The 21,678-nt window shown below is 68.2% G+C and carries 25 protein-coding genes; 15 read left to right on the forward strand and 10 right to left on the reverse strand.

Annotated features, from left to right (window positions below):
• Positions 1-97 precede the first annotated feature (97 nt).
• A complete protein-coding gene (locus K0O62_RS00890) occupies positions 98-1,588 on the reverse strand; it encodes a cytochrome P450 (RefSeq protein ID WP_073859116.1) in 1,491 nt (496 codons plus the stop codon).
• Between the two features lie 161 nt (positions 1,589-1,749).
• Between K0O62_RS00890 and K0O62_RS00895 the strand changes: the two genes are divergently transcribed.
• Positions 1,750-2,412 (forward strand): TetR/AcrR family transcriptional regulator, encoded by a 663-nt coding sequence (locus tag K0O62_RS00895; RefSeq protein WP_073859117.1) that lies wholly within the window; start codon positions 1,750-1,752, stop codon positions 2,410-2,412.
• Positions 2,413-2,782: 370 nt separating this feature from the next.
• Positions 2,783-2,980, forward strand: a complete 198-nt coding sequence (locus K0O62_RS00900) for a hypothetical protein (RefSeq protein ID WP_073859118.1) — start codon at positions 2,783-2,785, stop codon at positions 2,978-2,980.
• A gap of 42 nt (positions 2,981-3,022) precedes the next feature.
• Here the strand turns inward: K0O62_RS00900 and K0O62_RS00905 are convergent, their stop codons facing one another.
• The 3 genes from K0O62_RS00905 to K0O62_RS00915 form a co-directional block, all read right to left on the reverse strand.
• Positions 3,023-3,364, reverse strand: coding sequence for an STAS domain-containing protein (locus K0O62_RS00905; RefSeq protein WP_131817467.1), 342 nt, complete (start codon positions 3,362-3,364; stop codon positions 3,023-3,025).
• Between the two features lie 170 nt (positions 3,365-3,534).
• A complete protein-coding gene (locus K0O62_RS00910) occupies positions 3,535-4,506 on the reverse strand; it encodes an AraC family transcriptional regulator (protein WP_073859120.1) in 972 nt (323 codons plus the stop codon).
• 98 nt (positions 4,507-4,604) lie between these two features.
• On the reverse strand, positions 4,605-4,745 hold the full coding sequence (locus tag K0O62_RS00915) for an ANTAR domain-containing protein (protein WP_079244478.1): 141 nt from the start codon (positions 4,743-4,745) through the stop codon (positions 4,605-4,607).
• A 218-nt stretch (positions 4,746-4,963) separates the two neighbouring features.
• On the opposite strand from K0O62_RS00915, the gene K0O62_RS00920 reads away from it, so the two are divergent.
• The gene (locus tag K0O62_RS00920; protein ID WP_073859121.1) at positions 4,964-5,446 is read left to right on the forward strand and encodes an SRPBCC family protein; all 483 of its coding nucleotides are present in this window, start codon (positions 4,964-4,966) and stop codon (positions 5,444-5,446) included.
• Here K0O62_RS00920 and K0O62_RS00925 read toward each other — a convergent pair.
• The gene (locus K0O62_RS00925; protein WP_073859122.1) at positions 5,440-6,798 is read right to left on the reverse strand and encodes an APC family permease; all 1,359 of its coding nucleotides are present in this window, start codon (positions 6,796-6,798) and stop codon (positions 5,440-5,442) included. The two genes, K0O62_RS00920 and K0O62_RS00925, sit on opposite strands and share 7 nt — an antisense overlap.
• A 206-nt stretch (positions 6,799-7,004) precedes the next feature.
• Between K0O62_RS00925 and K0O62_RS00930 the strand changes: the two genes are divergently transcribed.
• Entirely contained in the window at positions 7,005-7,562 is a 558-nt protein-coding gene (locus K0O62_RS00930; protein ID WP_073859123.1) for a CsbD family protein, read from the forward strand.
• Positions 7,563-7,588: 26 nt separating this feature from the next.
• The gene (locus K0O62_RS00935) at positions 7,589-8,254 is read left to right on the forward strand and encodes a hypothetical protein (RefSeq protein ID WP_073859124.1); all 666 of its coding nucleotides are present in this window, start codon (positions 7,589-7,591) and stop codon (positions 8,252-8,254) included.
• Between the two features lie 6 nt (positions 8,255-8,260).
• Here the strand turns inward: K0O62_RS00935 and K0O62_RS00940 are convergent, their stop codons facing one another.
• The 3 genes from K0O62_RS00940 to K0O62_RS00950 all read right to left on the reverse strand — a co-directional run bounded on the left by K0O62_RS00940 (position 8,261) and on the right by K0O62_RS00950 (position 10,586).
• Positions 8,261-8,719: a hypothetical protein gene (locus tag K0O62_RS00940; protein ID WP_073859152.1), complete on the reverse strand. Its 459-nt coding sequence runs from the start codon at positions 8,717-8,719 to the stop codon at positions 8,261-8,263.
• Positions 8,720-8,850: 131 nt separating this feature from the next.
• On the reverse strand, positions 8,851-10,047 hold the full coding sequence (locus tag K0O62_RS00945; RefSeq protein ID WP_079244453.1) for an MFS transporter: 1,197 nt from the start codon (positions 10,045-10,047) through the stop codon (positions 8,851-8,853).
• Positions 10,048-10,097: 50 nt separating this feature from the next.
• A complete protein-coding gene (locus K0O62_RS00950; RefSeq protein ID WP_079244452.1) occupies positions 10,098-10,586 on the reverse strand; it encodes a MarR family winged helix-turn-helix transcriptional regulator in 489 nt (162 codons plus the stop codon).
• 102 nt (positions 10,587-10,688) lie between these two features.
• Between K0O62_RS00950 and K0O62_RS00955 the strand changes: the two genes are divergently transcribed.
• The 9 genes from K0O62_RS00955 (at position 10,689) to K0O62_RS00995 (ending at position 17,939) form a co-directional block, all read left to right on the forward strand.
• Positions 10,689-11,690, forward strand: a complete 1,002-nt coding sequence (locus K0O62_RS00955; protein ID WP_073859126.1) for an AAA family ATPase — start codon at positions 10,689-10,691, stop codon at positions 11,688-11,690.
• Between the two features lie 7 nt (positions 11,691-11,697).
• Complete coding sequence (locus tag K0O62_RS00960; RefSeq protein ID WP_073859127.1) at positions 11,698-12,567, forward strand: DUF58 domain-containing protein; 870 nt, start codon at positions 11,698-11,700, stop codon at positions 12,565-12,567.
• The gene (locus K0O62_RS00965) at positions 12,557-13,039 is read left to right on the forward strand and encodes a hypothetical protein (RefSeq protein WP_073859128.1); all 483 of its coding nucleotides are present in this window, start codon (positions 12,557-12,559) and stop codon (positions 13,037-13,039) included. The genes K0O62_RS00960 and K0O62_RS00965 overlap by 11 nt, the downstream gene beginning before the upstream one ends.
• Positions 13,030-14,733, forward strand: a complete 1,704-nt coding sequence (locus tag K0O62_RS00970; RefSeq protein ID WP_073859129.1) for a vWA domain-containing protein — start codon at positions 13,030-13,032, stop codon at positions 14,731-14,733. Before K0O62_RS00965 ends, K0O62_RS00970 begins: the two co-directional genes overlap by 10 nt.
• Positions 14,730-15,389, forward strand: coding sequence for a hypothetical protein (locus tag K0O62_RS00975; protein ID WP_073859130.1), 660 nt, complete (start codon positions 14,730-14,732; stop codon positions 15,387-15,389). The genes K0O62_RS00970 and K0O62_RS00975 overlap by 4 nt, the downstream gene beginning before the upstream one ends.
• An 89-nt stretch (positions 15,390-15,478) precedes the next feature.
• Positions 15,479-16,318 (forward strand): SDR family oxidoreductase, encoded by an 840-nt coding sequence (locus K0O62_RS00980; RefSeq protein ID WP_073859131.1) that lies wholly within the window; start codon positions 15,479-15,481, stop codon positions 16,316-16,318.
• A gap of 50 nt (positions 16,319-16,368) precedes the next feature.
• Positions 16,369-16,866 (forward strand): flavin reductase family protein, encoded by a 498-nt coding sequence (locus K0O62_RS00985; RefSeq protein ID WP_073859132.1) that lies wholly within the window; start codon positions 16,369-16,371, stop codon positions 16,864-16,866.
• A 3-nt stretch (positions 16,867-16,869) separates the two neighbouring features.
• Entirely contained in the window at positions 16,870-17,583 is a 714-nt protein-coding gene (locus K0O62_RS00990) for a pyrimidine reductase family protein (RefSeq protein ID WP_073859133.1), read from the forward strand.
• A 98-nt stretch (positions 17,584-17,681) separates the two neighbouring features.
• The gene (locus K0O62_RS00995; RefSeq protein WP_073859154.1) at positions 17,682-17,939 is read left to right on the forward strand and encodes a DUF7218 family protein; all 258 of its coding nucleotides are present in this window, start codon (positions 17,682-17,684) and stop codon (positions 17,937-17,939) included.
• Positions 17,940-17,958: 19 nt separating this feature from the next.
• Here K0O62_RS00995 and K0O62_RS01000 read toward each other — a convergent pair whose 3' ends face one another.
• Complete coding sequence (locus K0O62_RS01000; RefSeq protein ID WP_234800281.1) at positions 17,959-18,504, reverse strand: nucleotidyltransferase family protein; 546 nt, start codon at positions 18,502-18,504, stop codon at positions 17,959-17,961.
• A 22-nt stretch (positions 18,505-18,526) separates the two neighbouring features.
• On the opposite strand from K0O62_RS01000, the gene K0O62_RS01005 reads away from it, so the two are divergent.
• Positions 18,527-19,291 carry an endonuclease/exonuclease/phosphatase family protein gene (locus K0O62_RS01005; RefSeq protein WP_073859135.1) on the forward strand — a complete coding sequence of 255 codons (765 nt, stop codon included), beginning with the start codon at positions 18,527-18,529 and terminating at the stop codon, positions 19,289-19,291.
• On the opposite strand, the gene K0O62_RS01010 is transcribed toward K0O62_RS01005, so the two are convergent.
• Positions 19,255-21,474 carry an MMPL family transporter gene (locus K0O62_RS01010; protein ID WP_097933683.1) on the reverse strand — a complete coding sequence of 740 codons (2,220 nt, stop codon included), beginning with the start codon at positions 21,472-21,474 and terminating at the stop codon, positions 19,255-19,257. The two genes, K0O62_RS01005 and K0O62_RS01010, sit on opposite strands and share 37 nt — an antisense overlap.
• Positions 21,475-21,678 lie beyond the last annotated feature (204 nt).

Below are 21,678 nucleotides of genomic sequence, written 5' to 3' on the forward strand. Positions count from 1 at the left end.
TGGCCGATATCGGTGGCCTGCGCCGCCAATGTCGGGCCCGGGCCGTCGACTTCCCAGATCGCCGACGCCGGCTACAGCCACACCGCGAAGGCCGGGCTCACCAACGTACGCAACCGCCACCACCACGGCTACCACCACCGCCGCCGCTGATACCCAGCCGGCGCATGCTCACCGGCAGCCCGTCCGCGGGCGTGGGGCCGGTTCCCCACCCCATGCGCGGGTGGTAGCCCTTCGGTACCGTCCACTCGAAGGTTCGGAGTAGTTGGTGCATCACGGCTTTGACGTTCATATCGGCGAACTGTTGGCCGAGGCATTTGTGCACACCGCCGCCGAACGGCGCGAAGGCGTACCGGCCGACCGCGCCGAAATCGGCTCCCGCGGTGAACCGGTCGGGGTTGAACCGGTCCGGCTCGGGCCACCAGTCGGCCAGCCGCATGGAGGCGTACACGTTGATCGCCACCTGCGCTTTGCGGGGGATGTAGTGCCCGGCGACCTCGGTGTCCTTGATCGCCTGCCGGAACAACGTGCCGGCCGGGGCGTACATGCGCAGGGTCTCCTTGAAGGCGCAGTCCAACAGGGGATAGTTCCGGTCGATAGCGTCGAGTCCGAGTTCGTCGGCCGGCTCGGTGTGGGCCTCGTCCCGGAGCGCCTGCTGCCAATCCCGATGGCGGCCGAGTTCGTAGGCCAGCATGGAGATCGCGATGGCACTGGTGTCGTGCGCGGCCATCAGCAGGAAGATCATGTGGTTGACGATGTCCTCGTCGGCGAACCGGTCACCGTCCTCGCTTCTGCTGCGGCACAGCATCGAGAACAGGTCGGTACCCGCGCCGGCACGACGCGCCGGGATCTGCACGGCGAAATAGCGTTCGAGGCGTTCCCGCGCACGCAGACCGCGGGCCCAGGCCCCACCGGGGACATCGGCCCGGATGATTGCCTGCCCGCCGTACACCGTGTGGTGGAAGTCCTCGGACAACCGGTCGGACTCGGCGCCCAGCCGCGCGCCGACGAACACCTCGGCCGCCTGGTCGAGCAACAGCTTCTTGACCCCGTCGTAAAGCGGGAAGCGCCGCGTGGTGGGCCAGCCGCGGACCGTCCGGGCGATGCCGGGCCGCATCAGATCCAGGTAGCCCTCCAGCGCCGAGCGGGTGAACGCCTGCTGCATGATGCGCCGGTGGTCGCGGTGCTCCTCGAAGTCCAGCAGCATGATTCCGCGGTGGAAGAACGGCCCGATCACCGGGGCCCAGCCGCGGGTGCTGGAGAACGCCTTGTCCTTGTTGATCCACACCGTCTCCAGCGCCTCGGGCCCCAGCAACTGCACGACGCGGAACCCGATACCGCCGGCCCAGGACACCGGGCCGTAGCGGTCATAACGCCGCCGAGCGAAATCCAGCGGATCGGCGATCGTATCCAGGATGTGCCCGAGGACCGGGAAACCGTAGTTGCCCATCACGGGTTTGAGCCCGGATCCCGGCGGCGGTGCCGCCAGTGGTTCGACCTGGCTGGGGTAGCGCGATGCCACGGCGGCCGCGGCGGACTGCAGTTGCAGCTTCGCCGACGCGATGGTCTCCGCCGGGAGCGCGACGGTCATCGGCCGATCCGGTCCAGATCCGCGAGGACGGGGGACGTGGTCATGGGCCGGCCTCCTGCACATCAGGAACGATTTCGCACCACCATCTATCTGGTACCGAACCGTGCCAGACTCTCGGGGTGGTGTCAACGGGCAGGTCGCGAGAGTGCGACGATCGTGTCGTGTCCGAGACCCCGCAGCGCAGCTACGGCGGCCAGAGTGCCGAAGCGCGTCGTCTGCACCGCCGCGCTCGGCTGCTCGATGCCGCGCTGGATGCGATGGACGGCAACGGTTGGCGGACCATCACCGTCGACAAGCTCTGCGCCGCAGCGGGTCTGAACAAGCGGTACTTCTACGAGAGCTTCGCGAGCCTGGACGAGGTGGCCACCTCGGCCGTCGACGACATCGCCGACGAGGTGCGCACGACCACACTGGCGGCGGTCGCCGGCGCGGCCGCCGAGCCGCTGGAACAACAGGCTTTCGTGGCCGTCGATGCGTTGGTGCGCACCTTGATCCGAGATCCGAGGCGGGCCCGGGTGCTTCTCGGTTCGGTCTCCAGTTCAGCTGCCGTGCAACAACATCGAGACAACGTGCTGCGCGGACTGACGGGTGTTCTGGTCGGTCACGCGCGCACCGTGCACGATGTGGAACTGGAGAAGGACCCGCTGGCCCTGGTGGCGCCGGCGTTCATCATCGGTGGTACCGCAGACGCGATCCTCGCGTTCGTCAACGGAGCCACCGACGTGAGCGTCGGGGACCTGGTGGCCAGCCTGGCCACCCTGTGGCTGGTCACCGGCAACGGCGCGGCCGAGGTCGCCCGAGCACGGCTCGACACGAGCAGCTGATTACGTCCGCGCGGAGCCGGGTACAGGCACACCGACCAGATGTCGTGAACCGTGAGGAGATCAGCGATGACCAATCCGGAACCGAAGCCGACCGAGGTCCAGGCCGGCGAGGAAGAGGCGCTGGCGCCGGCGACCCCGGGCGCCGAGGCGCTGCCCAGCGAGGACTCCGAAGGACCCGATTCGTAGCGGCAACGCGGGTTCTCGCGCGGGACGGGCCCACCGGTTTCCCCCGATCGGGGGACAGTCGATTCCCCCCGTCCGGGGTCCGGTCGCCCGACAGACCACGACTCCCATCTGCGGCATTGTTTGAGTCATAGCCGGAGCAGACCGGCGCAGAACTCAAAAGCTCAGCAGCATAGGAGATCACGGAATGAAGAGCATCGCCCACCAGTTCGTTGCCGGATTCGCAATGCTCGGCGCCGCGGCCATCCTCGCCATCGGGGCCATGACCACCAACCAGGCCATGGCCGCCACCGCGATCACCCCGGACTCGAACACCGTCCAGACGATCCCCGCCTACCACGCCGGTACGAGCGCATTCAGTCCTGCCGAGGGTGCACTGCACTGACGGTGGACGCCGCATCACGGCACCGCCCTCCCAACGGACGGCTCAGTGCGCGTGCTGGTCGGCCTGTTCGCAGATCCGCAACGTCCGCCCGGCCCGGACTCCCGGCAGCAGGGTGAACTCCGTGTCCGCCAGGACACATCGAGATCCAAGGGTCCTGAGCGCCCAGTAGCCGTCGGTGGCGAAGAACCCGACACCGGTCAGGTCGAGAATCATCCGGCGACACAGCAACAGCTTGCCGAGCGTGTAGTCCAACAACACGCGGGTGTTCGCCGCGTCGATATCACCGGCGACCGTGATGACGGCCAGGTCGATATCGCGCCACTCGGTGGCCATCTCCAATGGCGCCGGCCGCGAGTGGGTGCCGCTGGCAAGGGTGTCCGTCATGGCAGCTTCTCCGCTCCACATCACGTCTGTGGTTTACCTGAAGTCGCAAATGCGACGTGTCTGGCTGCTGCTGAACCACAGGCAATGGTACCCGTGGCGAAAAACAAATGGGAGGTCGCGAATCCACAATCCGAAAACCTGGTATCCGGTGAACGCAGATGGTGGGTCGCTCAGCGCCGCAGGGTCTCGTGCGGGCTTTCCCCGAACGCCCGCCGGTAGATGACCGCGAACCGCCCGGTGTGCGCAAAGCCCCAGCGCGCAGCGGTTGCGGCCACGGTGGTGACACTGCGATCGCTCGCGATGAGCTCCTCCCGGGCCCGCGCCAGCCGGATATCGCGCAGGAAGGCGGTCGGTGTGGTGTCCAGGTGCCGCCGGAACATGTACTGCACGGTGCGTGGCGACAGGTAGAGCGCGGACGCCACATCGCTGACCCCGATGTCGTGGGCGGCGTTGTCCTGGATGAACTCGATGGCCTGACGCAGCAACACCGGCAAGGTGCCGGCGTCCTCCGGGACGTCCTCGGGTGGCAGATCGTTCGGGAACGTGGTGAGCAGCGCGCTGGCCAGCAGTCGGCCGGCCGATGCCAGCAGGATCCGGTTGTCGGTGTCCTCCTGGTCGGTGAGCAGCCGGTACAGGAAACGCTCGGTGGTGCCGAGGGTTCGTGCTGCGCCGGCGTTCACCGGGACGAGACCGGTGAACCGCGGCACCGCGGTCGCGGCCGTGTCGATCGCCGCCACCTCGGTCAACAGGGAACGGGCGACGACCACCGAGCGCAGTTGGGCATTTCTGGCACGGACCCGGACACCCCCCACACCACTGGAGGTGAGGACCCATTGTCCGGGCCCCGCAACACCGGTCAACCTCCCGTGTTCGACCTCGGCATGCCCGCTGACCACGAACAACGCCACGACGGAGGGGACACGGTCGGCGCGTAGCAGTACCTCGCCCGCGTGCCGGATGTCCTCGATGGCGTAGCTGCCGGCATCGATTCGTGTGTGCGCGAGCGAACACGCCCCGGAGGCGGGGCGGGAAATCGCGAAACGCGCGGAGTAGGTCTGATCGAGATGCTTCTGGATCAGATCGGGATCGCTGGACTCGATGCCAAAGCGCTCAGGGAAAACGTCCAAACGGTCGGATTTCATCAGGGCTCCACAAAACAGCGCCGGATGGGCATCGACCTGAACCCACGTTCGCCTGATACTAACCCGGGCTCCGGTGGGTGTGCGCTCCGGACACGTGGTCAGCGATCGCGGGTGCTCACGCGCGATGCCTCGACGACCTTTTCGGCCAGGGATGCGAGGGGGGCGTTCGATTCCTGAGACAGCTTGCGGAGAAGGCCGAACGCGGCGGCGGCATCGATGCCGTAGCGCTCCATCGACATGCCCTTGGCCTGGCGGTATGGGTCGCCAACGTCAGACCCAGTTCCAGGGATTCCTCATCGAAGACGCCGGGGCGGTCGCCGTAGAAGTTCAAGGCGCCCACGGACGCTCGGTTGCTGAACAGCTGAAACGACTGTGCGCAGCGAACCGGGGTGGTCCCGGCGCACATGCACGAGGCTGGTGCTGATTGGCCGCCGTCGGGGGTGGGTATCTCTGCCACATGGCGCACCCCGACGAGGCCGACAGTGCATTGACCGTAACCCGGGAGACATCCGCATCGCGAGATCAGGTGTGGGCGGTGATCGCCGACGGGTGGACCTACTCCCAGTGGGTGGTGGGCAACAGCCGGATGCGGGCGGTGGACCCGAATTGGCCGGCTCCCGGCAGCACCATCCATCATTCCATCGGCGTCTGGCCGCTGCTCCTCGATGATCACACGGTCGTCGAAGACTGCGAGCCCAAGCGACAACTCGTCCTGCTGGCCAAGGGAAGACCGTTCGGCAAGGCGCGGATCACGATGCGGCTGGAGGACACTGCCGATGGTGGCTGCCGCATCGATATGGCGGAGGTCCCGGTGGGCTTCCCGATGGGATGGATCCCGGAGCGCCTGGCGCTGGCCGCCGCGGTGCCGCGGAATCGGGAGTGCACGAAGCGACTCGCGGCGATTGCCGAACGGCGACCGCCGTCCGCTGTCGATCAGTAGCGCGGTGCCCCGTCGCCGCTCGGGGCGCGGCGGCTCGCAGCCTTCGCCGCGGCGAACAGAGCTGCACCGACGGCCAGCAGGATCGCGGCGAACAACCACACCTTTGCCGTCTGCTGGGTGAGCAGCAGCAGACAGGACCCGACTCCCAGCACCGGCACCGCCGTCCACACCCGGAAGTGCGGGTGCGCGACGGTATCGCGGCGTAGCACCAGGACCGCGACATTGGTCGAGATGAACACCACCAGCAGGAGCAGGACCACCGTTTCGGCCAGGGTGGCCAGATCACCGATGAGCGTCAACAGCATCGCCGCAACGGTGGTCGCGACGATGGCGACCCACGGCGTCCGGCGGCGCGGGAGCACGCGGGAGAACACTCGGGGTAGAAGCCCCTGCTCGGCCATCCCGTATGTGAGCCGGCTCGACATGATCATCGTCAGCAGTGCACCGTTGGCGACCGCGATGAGCGCGATCGCGCTGAAGGCCCACTCCGGCACGCCGATCCCGGCCGCGGACACGACTTCCAGCAGCGGGCCGGTGGACTCGGCGAGATCACCGGGCGCCAGTACTGCGGCACTGGCGATCCCGACCAGCACGTAGACCAGCCCGGCGCAGATGAGCGCGCCGAACAGGGCTTTGGGATAGACCTTGCTGGGATCGCGGATCTCCTCGGCGACGTTCGCGGAAGTCTCGAAGCCGACAAAGGAGTAGTAGGCGATGATCGCACCGCCCAGGATGGCCATCGCCGGGACCGAGCCTGCCGGGAACTCCCCGACCCGTCCGACGTCGCCCCGCCCGGCTCCCACCGCCACCGCCCCGGCGATGATGACCAGGAGCAGGCCGCTCAGTTCGATGACCGTCATCACCACGTTGGACTTCACCGATTCGCTGATCCCGCGCGCATTGAGCAGCGCGATCAATCCGAGGAAGACGATGGCGGCGGGCACCGCCGGGACGTCGACGAAGGTGGCGAGGTAGTCGCCGGAGAACGCCAGCGACAGGCCGGCGGCACTGGTGATACCGGCGGCGAGCATGCAGAAGCCGACCAGGAAGGACAGCAGCGGGCGGCCGAAGGCTCGTTCGGCGAAGACTGCGGCCCCGCCGGCCCGGGGGTATTTGGTCACCAGTTCGGCATAGGAGCCCGCCGTCAGCAGCGCCAGCAGCAGTGCCACCAGCAGCGGCACCCACAACGCGCCCCCGACCTCGCCTGCCAGGACACCCATCAGTGCGTAGATACCGGCGCCGAGGACGTCGCCCAGGATGAACAGGAACAACAACGGGCCGGTGATCTTGCGCTTGAGCTTCTCCGGGCTGCCGGTGTCCCGGGAGGCCGCGGCCTGCATCTCAGAGGTCATGGCCTGCTAGTACCCAGGGGACATCGATTGCACTCAGGTTTGAGATTCGGCGAATCGGAGCATCCTGCCGGAAGCGGTCGTTCGTGGCCGATGCGCAATGGATGTTGCGCATACGTGAGCAGCGGGCCGAGACCAGTGCCCCGGGAACACAGACAGTGCAGAGAAACCGATCGGATGACGTCGTGTCATGCGCCGGGAGGAGAACCATGAGTGAGCATCACAAGGCCGACGAGGCCCGCAAGGGTCTGATCGATTCGGTCAAGGGTAAGGCCAAGGAGATCGCCGGTGCGGTGACCGGCAACGATTCACTGGCCGCCGAAGGTCAGTTGGAGCAGACCCAGGCCAAGCACCGCAAGGAGGCGAATGCCGTGGACGCGGTGGCCGACGCAGAGGCGGCCGCCGCCCATGACGAAGCGGCGTCAGGCCGCTCACTCGCTGCCGCACAACGTAATTCAGTGCGTACAACCACTGCGGCGGTCGAAGAGTCGGTCCAAACGCAGCAGGTGGCGCAGGAGCAATCTGCGGCCAGGCACGCCCGCAACGAGGCCGTACAGGAACAGGTGCAGGCGGATCTCGACGCGCAACGCGATGTGGAGGAAGCCAAACGTGACGAACGCGTCGCGGTCCGTGCGGCGGACGCCGAGGTCGTCGACGCCCTTGATACCCACCGTGAACAGGTCGGCCAGGCCGCCGAGGACCAGTCCGAGGCCGACCGCCTCAGGCAGCGTGCCGACCGGTTGACCGATCAAGCCGACCTGCCCTGACACATCTGCGACCTAGGAGTCACGACATGTTCATCATCGAAATCCCGCGCACCGTGTTGCGCGCTCAGTACCGCCTCGTCCGGCTTCCCCTCGATCTGCTGGAGCAACGGGTGCTGGCGCGGATGGACACCGAGGCGCCCGCCCGGCTGATCTTCGAACGCTCCCTGGGCGCACTCGACGCTGCCGCCGGCAATGTCCTGGGCGATCCGGGGTTGCGCCGCAGCGGCGTTGCACTCGCGCAGCGCAGTGCCGACCGTGGACGCGCCGCCCAACTCGATCTGCAGGCCTCGGCGCAGCAGGAGCAGGCGGACACCCAACTCCGCGCGGTGCGCGAGGAGGCGGCCGAGGACCGCAGCGCGGCGCACGCGGCCAAGGCCGACGCCGTCGAGGACGCCGAGGAAGAGGCGCAACGTCGTCGCGTCGACGCGGCCCAGACCGCCCAGAAGCGCACCGCGGCCGCGAAACGGAACGCCGAGGAAACGGCGGCCCAGCGCAAGCAGGCCCGGGAGAACGCCGAGGCGGCCGAGATCAAGCGCATCGACGACGCGGAGAAGAACCGGGAGAAGACGGCTCAGGCGAAGCTGGCGGACGCCCGCGACAAGCAGGAATCAGCGCAGGAGCAGCGCGTCCAGGCCGACCGCATCGAGGACCTTCAGCAGGCCGAGAAGCGTAAGCGCCAGCAGCAGAACTAGTTCGGATCAGGAGACGGGGTGGGGCATCACCGGGGCCGGTGATGTCACCGCCGCCGTGCCGGCAGGCCGGGTCGATCCCTCGGCGCGCAGCACCCGCCGGTTCAGGCGACGATCGTCGCGTTTGGTGATGGTTCGGCTGAGTCGGGCGAGCAGGTCGAGTTGCTGCCAGCTCAGGCCGTCGAGGTCGCCATCGAGGTCGTGGGTGGCGATGACCACGCCGCCGCGCAGCAGCGGCACTGTCTTCGCGCCGAAAGTGGTTGTCGCCAAGAGCAGATCGGTGGCGTTGCGGTTGACGCGGCGCTGGCACCGGCCGGTGGAGGGGCTGAACCAGAAGTCGAACTGCCGGTCGGCGCTGGTGAGTGATTGCAGACCTTGGTCGCACACCAGCCGGGTGATGTCGGCGGTGCTATAGGCGCGGGTCTCGTATGCGGCGCCGCCGGCGCTGAGGTACAGGACGGTATTCATGAGGATGATCCATTCGGCTCTCTTGTCGGTTTCGATGTGCGCGAACACGTCCGCGCTGTGACCAGAGTTACCCGAGTGACAATCGAGGCAAACCTTGATAACGATCGGATATCCGGATGATGCCGACGGTGTCAGCGCACGGGCAGGGCGCCGGTGAGCTTCGACGGCCGGCACAACACCGCCACCACGAGCGCGAGGGCCGCCGCCACGGCGAAGGCCACCTGCACATTCAGCAGGTCGGCCGTCCCGCCGAGCAGTGCCGCGGCAATCGGGCGTGATCCGAGGAAGCCGACCAGCCAGAGCGCCATGATCCGGCCCCGCAGCTCCTGCGGGGCACGTTCCTGCACGACCGTGCTGAGGCCGGTCAGCGCCCATCCGAAGCCCAACCCGGCCAGCGCGAAGCCGCCGATCGCCACGGCGGGAACCACACTGCCGGCCAGCACGCCACAGCCCAGTCCCAGCCCCATCAGGCCGATGAAGGACACCCGCGCCGAGGCGACCCGACCGCCCAGCATTGCCAGTGCCACCATGCCGATCCCGGCGCCGAGGCCGAAGATCGCCGACAGGGTCCCCACCATCCGGGTGCCGCCGCCGAGCGAATCGGCCAGCGACGGCGCCAGGGTGATCGACGGGTCGGCGGCGACCCCCACGGTCGTCACCGCCACCAGGGCCAGTAGCAGCGGGCGGTCCCGCCAGACATATCGCAGTGCCGTCCGTACCCGGAAGTCGGTGTCGGAGGACCGTTCCGGAGGTGAAGGCAGCCGGACGACCACCAACAGGATCGCGAATACCAGATGCATCGCGGCGCTGAACGCGAATCCGGTGGCCGCACCGAAGTGTGCGGCCAGGTAGGCGCCGGCGGCCGGGCCCAGGACCCGGCCGATGGTCATCGGCATGCTGTTGAGCGCCATCGCGGTGGACAATTCGCCCTCGCGGATCAGATCGGGGACGATCGACTGCATCGCCGGGCCGCCGACCACGAAGCCGAAACCCACCAGGGTCGAGCCGAGCAGGATCGGTACGGCCACCGAAAAGCCTTGCAACCCCGGCTCGATGAACATCCAGGTGGCCACCAATCCGGAACCGGCGATACACAGTGCCCGGCCGAGCAGGATCTGCCGGCCCGGGTTGCCGGTGTCGGCCCACTTGCCGCTGATCGGGCTCAGGATGAGTTGCGGCCCGAACTGCACGACACCGACCAGTCCGACCATCAGGGCCGATCCGGTGGCCTCGTACATCACCACCGCGGCGATGATGCTGTGCGTCCACACCGCGACGACCGAGAACATCTTGCCCCAGAACAGGGCGCCGAAGACGGGGTCGAACATCAGGCCCAGGGCCCCCCGGGGCCGGGCTACCGCAGCGGTTGTCTGCGTATTCACCTACCGGTCACCACTTCGAATCGATCGGTCAACCGCTCCAGCAGGCCGACCAGAACGTCGACATCCGCGCTCGGCCAGTCCGCGACGGTCTCGGCGACCAGCTCGCGGCGCCGCTCGGTGACGGTGGCCAGTGCCCGGGTCCCGAGTTCGGTCAGCATCAGCACACTGCGGCGCTGATCGTCGGCGGCGGCGGATTTCGCCAACAGGCCGGCGGCTACCAGGCCGGACACCGTACGGCTGGCGGTGGAGTGCTCGACGGCCAGGTACTCGGCGACATCACCGATCGAGGCCCCCGCGCCGATCTGCTGGTGGTGCTCGACCGCGCGCAGCGCTCGCAGGGTGGCCACGCTGGCCACCGGATCCGCGCCGTCCAGCAGCCGTTCCCGCCAGGCCGGCCGTTGCCGCGCCATGTGCAGGCGGGTCAACAGGTCGTCCAGGTGGTCATAGCGCGTCTGCATATCATCGGGCGCGGCGGGCAGGAACATTAAATATGTTTAGCACATACATCTTTACTGGGTTTATGCCCGGTTACGCCCCAGCAAATCTGGGTACCCGGAGTCGGCAGTTGCCCCGAGCCGGAAGGACCCATGACCACACCTCGTCTGCAGCCCGATCCGGCAGTCGGTCCGGAGGCCGGGGACGTCGTCGCAGCGGTGGCCACAGCCTTCTCGGCAAAGGTCGTGGGACAGGCCGATCTGCGGGAATCGATGCTGCTCGTGCTGCTCTCCGGGGGGCACCTGCTGATCGAGAGCGTTCCCGGCCTGGCGAAGACCACGGCCGCCCGGGTGGTCGCCGAGGCGATCGACGGGGCCTTCCGTCGCATCCAGTGCACCCCTGACCTGCTGCCCAGCGATATCATCGGCACCCAGATCTACGAGGCCGCCAGCAACACCTTCGCGACGCAGCTCGGGCCCGTGCACGCCAACATCGTGCTCCTCGACGAGATCAACCGATCGAGCGCCAAGACCCAGAGCGCGATGCTGGAGGCGATGGAAGAACGCCAAACCACCATCGCCGGCGTCGAGTATCCGATACCGGAGCCGTTCCTGGTCATAGCCACCCAGAACCCGGTGGACCAGGAGGGCACCTACCCGCTCTCCGAAGCCCAGACCGACAGATTCATGCTCAAGGAGCTGGTGCAGTATCCGTCGGTGGACGAGGAGGTCGAGATCATCGGCCGGATGGACGCCGGCCTGTATGACCGCGGCCATCACGCCGCGCCGGTCGTCACCCTCGCCGACGTCCGCCGGGCGCAGGCGGCCGCGCAGGCGGTGCACCTGGACCGCGCGCTGGTGCAGTACGCGAGCCGTCTGGTCGGGGTGACCCGCGACCCGGAACGGCACCTGTCCCCGAATCTCGCCCGGCTGATCGAGTACGGCGCGAGTCCGCGGGCCACCATCGCGCTGTGCCGGACCGCCCGGGCAATGGCCGTGCTGCGCGGCCGCAGCCATGTCCTGCCCGAGGACATCGCCCGGCTCGCACACCGCGTGCTGCGTCATCGTCTGATCCTCGGCTTCGAGGCCGCCAGCGCACGGGTCACGCCCGATGTCGTGATCGACGCTGTGCTGCAGGCAGTTCCGGTGCCGTGAGCTCATCATGGGTAAGCACCTCGATGCCGCCAAGGCATACTTCGTCCGCGATGGTGCGGGCCTGCTGGCCGGTGGGCGGTACGCGCTGGTGCACACCCGCAGCCTGGAATTCGACGAGCTGCGGCCCTACGTACCCGGCGACGATGTCCGCGACATCGACTGGAAGGCCACCGCCCGCACCGGTCACACCCTGATCAAGCAGTTCGTCTCCGAGAAGCATCACAAGATCCTGATCGTGGCGGACACCGGGCGAAACGCCTCGGCTCTCACACCGTCGGGGGAACGCAAATGCGAAGTCGCATCACACATCATCGGCGCCGTCGGGCTGATCACGTTGCCCCGCTCCGACGAGATCGGCATGGTCGCCGGTGACCGGCGCGGCTGCGTCGAGATCCGGTTGCGACGGGGTGAGACCCATATCGAGCGGATGCTGCACCGGTACAGCCAGATGGTCGATGACGATCCCGGCGCCGGCGACATCGTCACCCAGTTGGAGTGGGTGGCCCGCCACCACCGGCATCCGCTGCTGATCGTGGTCGTCTCCGACGAACCGGATATCGACGACCGACTGCGTGACGTGCTGCGCCCGCTGACCGCGCGCCATGACCTGCTCTGGGCGATGGTCGCCGATATGCCCGCGGTGAGCGCCGAGGACAACGGCAGGGGCTACGACGTCGCGGACGGCCGACCGATACTCGCCGCGGACCTCCTCGGCGAGCGGGTGATCACCGCGTACCGGGCGGCGGAACAGCGCCGCCGTGAGCGTCTCTCGGAACTCATGACCGCGCAGCGGATTCCGCACAGCTACATCGCCTCCAGTCGCGGAATCATGCCCGCGTTGGTCGCCATGACGGGGGTGTACACCCGTGCCGGATGATCTTGTCGGCCGGCTCATCGGACCGACCCCGTACTCGTCGTCCTGGTTGTGGGCGGCGGGGGTGCTCATTGCCCTCACGGTGCTCTGGTACGTGGTGGTGTTCCGCTGGACCGCGCCGGGCCGGCCGCCGGAACTGCCGTCGGTGCTCGACGCGGCGCGCATCGCCTTGTTGCGGCGGCGCACCGTGCGTTCCCTCGACGGAATCGAAAGGCGTTTCCGCACCGGTAGTCTGACGCCGGCCGCTGCGGGTGCGGCGCTGGGCTCGGAGCTGCGCCGGTTCCTGCGCGACGCCACCGGCCTGCGCGCCGAATACGTCCAGGTCCCGGACCTCCCGTCGGTATCGGGTGGGAGGCTGGCGCCTGCGGCGCCGATCCTGGCCGATCTGGAGGACGCCCAGTTCAATGCGGACACCGCAGTCGACCTCGGCGCCGCGGGCGCAGCGGCTCGGGAATTGGTGCGGCAGTGGACCTGATCTGGTGGCCAGTGGCGATCGTCGGCTGCCTCGCCCTGGCGGCATGCATCGCCGCGGCGATGCTGCCGCCACGACGAGACCGGCCGGAGACGTTGCGCCCGTTGGCCAATACTCGTCGGCTCACCCAACTGCCCGAGTACACCCGCGCTGCACGCCGGCACCTGCGGTCTTCGGTGCTGGTGGTCGCGCTACTGACCATGGCCTTCGGGGCGGCGACCCTGGCATCGGCGCGGCCGACAGGTCTTCCCGCGCCAGGGCGAGAGACCGCGGCCAACCCGCCCGAGGACATCATGGTCTGTGTCGGCGGTCCGGAAACCGATCCAGCCGTCGACGCGACGCTGCGTTACTTCGCGGCCGCGGTCGGTGAATTCGGGACCGAACGGATCGGACTCACCTCGGCGAACCGCAGGCTGGTCCCGCTCACCCGCGACTACCAGTACGCCGCAGCGCGCTTCGCCGGTACCGCCGCGCCCCTGGTCTCTCCGGTGTCCTACACCGACTACGCGGCCAACATCGAAGATGTACTGGCGCTGTGCCTGACCGGATTTCCCGATACGGAAACCGATGCCGATACCGCGCCGCGCCGATCCCTGATCTACGTCGGGCCGGGGACGCTGGGTGGGGAAGCCGGCCCGACGCTGTTCACCGCGCAGCAGGTGCGCGAGATGGCCGCCGACGCCGGGGTCCAGATCAATGCGATCACCGACGAAACCATCACCGGCGCGGAAAGTCTGCCCGCCGAACTCGCCCGGGCGACGGGCGGACAGGTCCATCACCGCGGCGATGTCACCGCGCAACTCAGCGACATCCGACGTCATCCGCCGCCCGCCGACGCGGACCACAACACGCGAGCCGCATCGGTAGAGACGCCGGAGGTGCTCCTTGCGGCGGCCGCGTCGCTGACGGTCCTCGCGGTGTTCCTGTCGCGCGAATCCGGGCGCAGGTACCTGCCGTTGATCGCCGCCGCACTGCTGCTGGTGGCCGTGCTGCGCCCGGCGATCGGTGACACGGCGCCGGGCCTGACCACGATTGCCGGGGAACGGGAACCGAGCGTCTTCCTGATCGTGGACAGATCCGTCGCCGGGACCGCACAGGCCGACATCGCGGCCGTCGTCGAGCGCCACCCCGGGGCCCGATTCGCCCTGATCGGGTTCGACGACCGCGCGTCGCTGGACTGGCCGCTGTCCGCTGATGCGTGGACCCTGCAACCGATCATCGCCGCGATGGCACCGCAGGCCGATGAGACGACCGCCAATGCCGGCGCGGCGAATACGGTACTGCGGTATCAGTTGATCAGCGCCGTCCAGCAGTTCCCGAAGGCGCAGAACCTGGTCTACTACTTCGGCTCGGGCGCACCGAATTCGACCGTGCCGCAGCGGGAGTTCCAGGTTCCCGACGACGCGGTCGACGGCGGTGCGGTCGTGGGCTACGGCCCGGCCGGCGCGGCACGGCTGCGCGCGGTGGCAGACCAGATCGGTGTCGAGTACCTGCAGCGTGAGCGGACACCGGCGCTGGATGAGGCGATCGCCGATGCGGGCGAGCGATCGTCGGCGGAGACTGCCCCGGCTGGCCGGGGACTCGAGTTGTACTGGGTGCTGTCGGGGCCGGCGGCGGTGATCATCCTCCTGGAGCTTTACCGCGCGCTGGGCCGGTTGCGCCGCATCCACTTCGACCGGATCGCGGTCGGCCGGTGACCGCGACGCGGCGCAGACTGCTGGTGTACTCCGCGCCGGTGGTGGTGATCGTGCTGTTGTTCGCGGTCAAACTGATATCCGCGGTGCTCGCGGGTAATGCCGCGGTGTCACACTTCGCCGAGTCCGACGGTGCCGCCCTCGAGCGCGATGCCGGGGTGTTGGGCATCGTCAACATCATCGAACCGGCCAGGGCGCCTTTCGCGGCCGGTACGGCCGCAGCGCTGCAGGGCAGGTTGGACGACGCCGACCGAGAGTTCTCACAGGCCCTGGCGCGCACAGATCAGCGGGACTCCTGCTCGGTAAGGGTGAACCTGGCAGTGGTACGGGAGGCGCAGGGCGACAATGCCGCCGCGACCTTCGACGCCCAGCCGGCCGTCGATCACTACCTTGCCGCCAAACGCGTGCTCGAGCAGGCGCCGGCCGACTGTCTGGACGCCCACACCGACACGACAGCCCGGCTCGACAGCAAGGTCGCCGCGGTCGCGACACCACCGCCACCCCCGGCGCCAAGGCCCTCGCTACCGCCGCCGGCGACGGTGCCGGCGGCACCGGCCCCGGGCAGTGTGCCGCCGGCCGATCAGGGCAACCGGCTCGACCCGGGGCAGGGGGACCCGATGGAACGGTTGCGCCGGATTCTGCAGGACGCGGCGCGCTGACGCGCCGGATTCTGCAGGACGCGGCGCGCTGACGCGCCGATCGCACCCCACACCGGATTGCTAGCTGGTCTTCGTATACCGTCGGACCCATGAGTCGAGTGACGGTGATCACAGGCGGCGCCGGCGGTATGGGTGTCGCGACGGCCAAGATCGTCGGGCAGGGCAACCCGGTGCTGCTGTGTGACGTCCGGCAGGACCGGCTGGACGACGCGGCAGCCACCATGCGCGATCTCGGGATCGACGCCACGGCGGTGAACTGTGATGTCACCGATCGGCAGGCGGTCGACGAGATGTTCCGGACCGCAGCCGGTCTGGGCCCGGTGGCGGCGGTTGTGCACGCGGCCGGAGTCAGTCCCGCGATGGGTGACGCCGAGTACGTCCTGCGCACCAACGCCATCGGAACCCTCAACGTCAATGAGGCCTTCTTCGCGTCCGCAGCCGACGGCGGGGCCATCGTCAACGTCGCGTCGATGGCCGCGCACCTGATGCCCGAGGAGCTGATCCCGGTCGCTGCGTTCCCGTCCGCGCTCACCGACCAGAAGGCGTTTCTGGCGGACCTGCTGGCCGCCTGCGATATCGCCGGCGCCGAAGCGCGTTCCGGCATCGCCTACGCGGTGAGCAAGAATTTCGTGAAGTGGTACAGCAGCGCGCAGGCCGAGCGATTCAACGGTCGCGGGCTGCGCATCGTCTCGGTGTCACCGGGGTCGGTGGACACCGAGATGGGTCGACTCGAAGAAGCCGGCGGCGCGGGCGCACTCGTGATGGACGCCGCCGTGCCGCGCTGGGGCAGGCCGGAAGAGATGGCAGAACTGTTCGCCTACTGCGTCAGTGACAAAGCCGGCTACCTCACCGGCACCGACATCCTCAACGACGGAGGTGTGGTGGCCTCGTTGCGGGAGCGGGCCAGAGCAGCGGCCGCGACCCCCTGAGCCATCCGCCTCGGCGGTTGGGATCCGCGGGCAGTGGGCATATAGACCGCATGTCAGCGCCGGGAAGCGAAGCATTCGAGAATCTCGTTGCCACACTCGACTATCCGATGTTCGTGGTCACCGCCGGGCCGGCGGATGATCCCGCGGGTTGCCTGGTCGGGTTCGCCAGCCAGACGAGCATCAACCCACCGCGGTTCCTCGTCGGCATATCCAAACGCAACCACACCTTTCGGGTCGCCATGACCGCCACCCACCTGGCCGTGCATCTGATCGATCGCGAGAACGTGGACCTGGCCGAGCTGTTCGGCAGCAAGACCGGTGACAACTTCGACAAATTCGCCCACTGCGCGTGGCACGCCGGCCCGCAAGGTGCACCGATCCTCGACGATGCCGCGGCCTGGTTCGTCGGGCGGGTGCTCGACCGGGTCGAGTTGGGCGACCACGTCGGACACCTCCTGGAGCCGATCGACGGCAAGGCGCCCGAGCGCGACCGGCCGTGGGTGTCCTTCAATGACGTCCGCGACATCGAGCCCGGCAAGCAGGCGTGACCGATGCCCCCGGTGCTCGCGACCGTGGACACCGTGACCGACCTGGCGGCCTTCTACGTGGACCCACCGGACGGTGTGCGGGCCAACATGATCTTCAGCGCTGATGGCGCAGCGGCTTTCGCCGGGCGCGCCGGCCCGCTGTCCAACGCCGTCGACCAGCAACTACTCGCCATCCTGCGCGGATTCGCCGACGTCGTGCTGGTCGGGGCGGGAACCGCGCGCGCCGAGAATTACGGACCGGTAAGGCTTTCCGAGAGTCAGCGGGTACAACGGCGGGTCGAAGGCCGGCCGGAAACACCCCCCATCGCGGTGGTGAGCCGGTCCGGGAATCTCCCGTCCAGATTGGCCGACGATCCGGACCAGCCGCCGATACTGGTGACGTGCGGGCGCACCGAATCGGGCGACGAGGCCGGTGGCGATCGGAGCCTGAGAGTGTTCGATGCGGGGGAGGACAGCGTCGATATTGCCCGGGCGGTGCAGGTGCTGACGGCCGCCGGGATGCCGCGCATCCTGTGTGAGGGTGGACCCACGCTGCTCGATGAACTGGTGGAAAAGGATGCCCTCGACGAACTCTGTGTCACGATCGCGCCCAAACTCGCGGCCAGCCAGCCTGTTCGAGAATCCGCCCGGGTATCGGCGTTGCCCGCCCCGCGAGACATGCGACTGCAGCACGCCCTGACACACGGGGACTATCTGTTTCTCAAATACCGTCGCTGACGGACAGCAGGCGACGTGCGGTCACGGGCCGTCGGCGTTTCGGGCTCGGTGCGGTGGGGAATCCATGCACAATCCCCGAGCAGACAGAGGTGGTGACGATGCCGAACTCGTCGATCAAGAACGAAAAGATGTACGAAGACCTGCGTGAGCAGGGCAATTCCAAGGAGAAGGCGGCCCGCATCTCCAATGCCGCCGCAGCGCGCGGCAAGTCCGCGGTGGGGCGCAAGGGCGGGAAGTCGGGTTCCTACGAGGACTGGACCGTCGCCGACCTCAAGAAGCGCGCCAAGGAACTCGGCATGGAAGGCTACTCGGGCCTGACGAAGGACAAGCTCGTCGACAAACTACGCAACCACTGACCTGGTGGGGAGCACCTGATCACTCGGCGATACCCAACCGGTCGGCGAGGGTCAGAAAGGCCACCGCGAAATCACTGTCGGCGGTGTCGCGACGCAGCGCCGCCCAGTCGACGCGCTCGCGGACCGCGCGGACACCGGGTAGCAGTGCCGCGAAATCGCAGTAGTGCTCATTGAGCGCCCGCAGCTTCTGGGTGAGCACGAACGTCACCGGCAACACCGGCATCCGGATGGCGATCACGTCATGTTCCTCGGCGCAGTCGAGCGTCTCGGCCTGCACCGGCACGCCGTTGATCCGGTGCAGCACGTCGACCAACACCTCGCCGCTGTGGGCCTTGAACAACCAGTCCTCGGGGGGCCGTTCGATCCGGAAGCCCGCCTTGGCCAGTGTCGTCGCCGCCTCCTCCGTGTCCACCTCGGCGACCACGAAGTCCACGTCATGCACCGGTTCGGGGCCACCGGACACCCACAGTGCGTAACTGCCGGCCAGGGCGAATCTGGGCCCGTGCTCCTTCAGTGCCGACGCCGCGGCCCGCAACGCTTCGCGCAATTCCTCATGAGTCGCCATCCAACCTGGGTACCCACCCGGCATGCGGATTGCGACCTTCAACATCCTGCACGGCCGGACAGTCGGCGACGGGGTGCACCCGGCACGCCTGATCGAATGCGTGCGCCGACTCGACCCGGACATCCTGGCGCTTCAGGAAGTGGACCTCGAACAGCAGCGATCGGGCCGTGCGGACCTCACCGCGGTCGCCGCCGAGGCGATGGGCGCGGTCGCCCACCGCTTCGTGGCGGCGATCTCGGGCACCCCCGGTGCCACCTGGATGGCTGCCACGGGGGAGGAACAGCCCGGCACCGCCGGCTACGGCATCGCCCTGCTGTCCCGGTATCCGGCGACCAGCTGGCAGGTACTGCGGCTACCGCGGATCCCGATGCGTTTCCCGATGTACCTGCCCGGCCCGAACCGGGTCATGGTCGTCGACGAGGAACCCCGGGCCGCGGTGATCGCCCAGCTCGACACGCCGCTGGGGCCGATGTCCGTTGCCAATACGCACCTGTCGTTCGTGCCCGGCTGGAATCGCAGACAGTTGCGCCGCCTGGTGCGTGATCTCAAAGGGCTGCCCGGGCCGCACATCCTGGCCGGCGATCTCAATCTCACCCCGGATGCGGCGGCCCGGTGGTCGGGTCTGCGACCCCTGGCGAGCGCGCTGACCTTCCCCGCGGGGGCGCCGTCGCGGCAGCTGGATCACATCCTGACCGACGACCCCGCGCTGTGCACCCGCAACTGCACCGCACCGGTCGTCGGAATCTCCGATCACCGGCCGTTGGCCGTCGACGTCGAACTGGGCTGACCCGCGTGCGCCTTGGCGGCCCGTTCCAGCGTGGTGCCCTCGATATCCAGGTCGGGCACGTAGCGGTCGAACCACTTCGAACGAATCCACATCTTGTCGCCGAGGATGCTCATCACGGCGGGGATGAGGGTGAGTCGGACCACGAAGGCGTCCAGGAAGACGCCGACGGCCAGGCTGAGACCGATGGCCTTGATGATCGGGTCGGCGCCGGCCAGGAAGGCGATGAACACGCCGAACATGATCGCCGCGGCGGCCGTCACCACCCGGGCCGACAAGCCCACGCCGTTGCGCACCGCGTCGCGCGCCTCGGTGGTGTCACTGATTTGTTCCTTGATCCGGGACACCACGAACACCTCGTAATCGCTGGACAGGCCGAAGATGATTGCCAGCACGATGATCGGCAGGAAGCTGATGGTCTCACCCGGGGTTATGCCCAGAAGTCCTGCGCCCCAGCCCCACTGGAACACCGCCACCTGCACTCCCAGGGCAGCGAACACCGAGAGCAGGAACCCGATGATCGAGGTGAGCGGTACCAGCGCCGCGCGGAAGGCGATGGTCAGCAGAATGAAGGCCAGTCCCACGACGACCACCACGAAGATCGGCAGGGCGGCGGCGAGTTTGTCGGAGGTGTCGATGTTCGAGGCGGTAGTGCCTCCAACGAGAATCGTTGCCCCCGTGTCACTCTCGATGCTTTCCCGATCGGCGCGAATCTGCCGGACGAGATCGGCGGTGGCCAGGTCGTTGGGCCCGCTCTCCGGGATGACCTGGATGACCGCGGTGCGATCGTCACCCCCGGCCGGAACGGCCAGGGCCACACCCGGCATTCGGTCGAGGCCGACCGCGATCACCGCGGCGGCATTCGGGTCGGTGGCCCCGGACATGTCGGCGACCACCAGCAGGGGGCCGTTGAATCCGGCCCCGAGATGCTCGGCGGTCAGATCGTAGGCCTGGCGCGAGGTATTGGACGGTGGTTGTGACGCTCCGCTGGGTAGACCCAGATGCATTCCGAGGGTGGGTAATCCGATCACCACCAGCACGCCGATCCCACCGATCAACAATGGGATGCGGAACCGGACCACGAAGCGCGCCCATGCGGCGCCCATGGTGTGTTGCGGTGTGTAAGCGGCGACCTGAGCGACCTGCTTGGCCCGCCCGGGCTGCAGCGGTGTCTCGATGAAGGCGGCGACCTTGCCGCCGGCGAACCCGCACATCGCGGGCAGCAAGGTCAGGGAGATCAGCATCGCGATGAACACCGCCACCGCGGCCGCCGCACCCATGTAGGTGAGGAAGGGGATGCCGACCACCGCAAGTCCGCACAGCGCGATGATCACCGTGAGGGCGGCGAACACCACCGATCCACCGGCGGTGCCGACGGCCAGCGCCGCGGCCTCGTCGCGGGGTACCAGCAGCAGCAGATTGTTGCGGTAGCGGTGCAGGATGAACAGCGCATAGTCGATACCGCATGACAGACCCAGCATGAGCGCCAGCGACTGGGTGGCGGACGGGATCTCCACGAAGGCCGCGACGACGTAGATGCCGAAAAGACCGATACCGACCCCGATTCCCGCGGTGATGATCGGCAGCCCGGCGGCGACGACGGCTCCGAAGGTGATCAGCAGAATGGCGAACGCGGCCACCACGCCGATGATCTCGGCCACCATCGGTGGCTTCACCTGGTACCCGGGATAGACGCTGCCGGAGTACTCGACCTGCAGCCCCGCCTCCTGGGCGGGCGCCATGGCCGCTTGCAATTCGGCCAGCGCCGCATCGCTGACCTCGCCGAGCGGAGCCTTCCACTGCACGGTGCCCAGCCCGACCCGCCCATCGGGGGAGATCTGGCGGGTCTGTGCGGGGCCGGCGGCCGCGGCGATTTCCGGGATGGCGGACAAGTTCGCGACGGCCCGGTCGATGGCGGGCGCGAACGCGGGGTCGGTGATCCGGAGATTCTCCGGCGCGGCGATGGTCAGCTGGGTCTGCGCGCCCGCGAACGCGGGCAGGTTCCGCTGCAACTGCTCGACGGCACGCTGAGACTCGGTGCCGGGGATGGTGAAGTTGTCACTGGGGTCCCCGCGCAGGCCCACGAAGGCGGCTGCCATCCCCAACAGCAAGGCCAGCCAGACACCCAGGACCACCCAGCGGCGGTGGAAACTGAATCTGCCGAGCGCATACAGGTAACGAGACACCAGGACCCCCGGTTGCGAGGACAAGACAACGGCCGGGTCTAGGTATGCCCGCTGACGCAGGCGGTCACACGCTCAGCAGGTGGCGGCCTGCGGATCGCCACTCGATCTTGTGCCGGTATGCGTGATCACGGCAAAGTTCCGTTCGAAAGCATCCGTGCGCCGTGGGCGCCGATCCGGGTACCGGCGTGCGGTGGCCATCGGCCG

This window comes from Mycolicibacterium diernhoferi (assembly GCF_019456655.1).
GTDB lineage: Bacteria > Actinomycetota > Actinomycetes > Mycobacteriales > Mycobacteriaceae > Mycobacterium > Mycobacterium diernhoferi.

Bases quoted from the DNA above. Each gene is read 5' to 3' on its own strand.
- K0O62_RS00990 (WP_073859133.1), top strand. From the start codon at position 16,870: ATGCCCCCGGTGCTCGCGACCGTGGACACCGTGACCGACCTGGCGGCC.
- K0O62_RS00910 (WP_073859120.1), bottom strand. From the start codon at position 4,506: ATGAAATCCGACCGTTTGGACGTTTTCCCTGAGCGCTTTGGCATCGAG.
- K0O62_RS00995 (WP_073859154.1), top strand. From the start codon at position 17,682: ATGCCGAACTCGTCGATCAAGAACGAAAAGATGTACGAAGACCTGCGT.
- K0O62_RS00900 (WP_073859118.1), top strand. From the start codon at position 2,783: ATGAAGAGCATCGCCCACCAGTTCGTTGCCGGATTCGCAATGCTCGGC.
- K0O62_RS00905 (WP_131817467.1), bottom strand. From the start codon at position 3,364: ATGACGGACACCCTTGCCAGCGGCACCCACTCGCGGCCGGCGCCATTG.
- K0O62_RS01000 (WP_234800281.1), bottom strand. From the start codon at position 18,504: ATGGCGACTCATGAGGAATTGCGCGAAGCGTTGCGGGCCGCGGCGTCG.
- K0O62_RS00925 (WP_073859122.1), bottom strand. From the start codon at position 6,798: ATGACCTCTGAGATGCAGGCCGCGGCCTCCCGGGACACCGGCAGCCCG.
- K0O62_RS00980 (WP_073859131.1), top strand. From the start codon at position 15,479: ATGAGTCGAGTGACGGTGATCACAGGCGGCGCCGGCGGTATGGGTGTC.
- K0O62_RS00935 (WP_073859124.1), top strand. From the start codon at position 7,589: ATGTTCATCATCGAAATCCCGCGCACCGTGTTGCGCGCTCAGTACCGC.
- K0O62_RS00960 (WP_073859127.1), top strand. From the start codon at position 11,698: ATGGGTAAGCACCTCGATGCCGCCAAGGCATACTTCGTCCGCGATGGT.
- K0O62_RS01005 (WP_073859135.1), top strand. From the start codon at position 18,527: ATGCGGATTGCGACCTTCAACATCCTGCACGGCCGGACAGTCGGCGAC.
- K0O62_RS00985 (WP_073859132.1), top strand. From the start codon at position 16,369: ATGTCAGCGCCGGGAAGCGAAGCATTCGAGAATCTCGTTGCCACACTC.
- K0O62_RS00915 (WP_079244478.1), bottom strand. From the start codon at position 4,745: ATGTCGATGGAGCGCTACGGCATCGATGCCGCCGCCGCGTTCGGCCTT.
- K0O62_RS00955 (WP_073859126.1), top strand. From the start codon at position 10,689: ATGACCACACCTCGTCTGCAGCCCGATCCGGCAGTCGGTCCGGAGGCC.
- K0O62_RS00950 (WP_079244452.1), bottom strand. From the start codon at position 10,586: ATGTTCCTGCCCGCCGCGCCCGATGATATGCAGACGCGCTATGACCAC.
- K0O62_RS00940 (WP_073859152.1), bottom strand. From the start codon at position 8,719: ATGAATACCGTCCTGTACCTCAGCGCCGGCGGCGCCGCATACGAGACC.
- K0O62_RS00920 (WP_073859121.1), top strand. From the start codon at position 4,964: ATGGCGCACCCCGACGAGGCCGACAGTGCATTGACCGTAACCCGGGAG.
- K0O62_RS00930 (WP_073859123.1), top strand. From the start codon at position 7,005: ATGAGTGAGCATCACAAGGCCGACGAGGCCCGCAAGGGTCTGATCGAT.
- K0O62_RS00890 (WP_073859116.1), bottom strand. From the start codon at position 1,588: ATGACCGTCGCGCTCCCGGCGGAGACCATCGCGTCGGCGAAGCTGCAA.
- K0O62_RS00945 (WP_079244453.1), bottom strand. From the start codon at position 10,047: ATGTTCGACCCCGTCTTCGGCGCCCTGTTCTGGGGCAAGATGTTCTCG.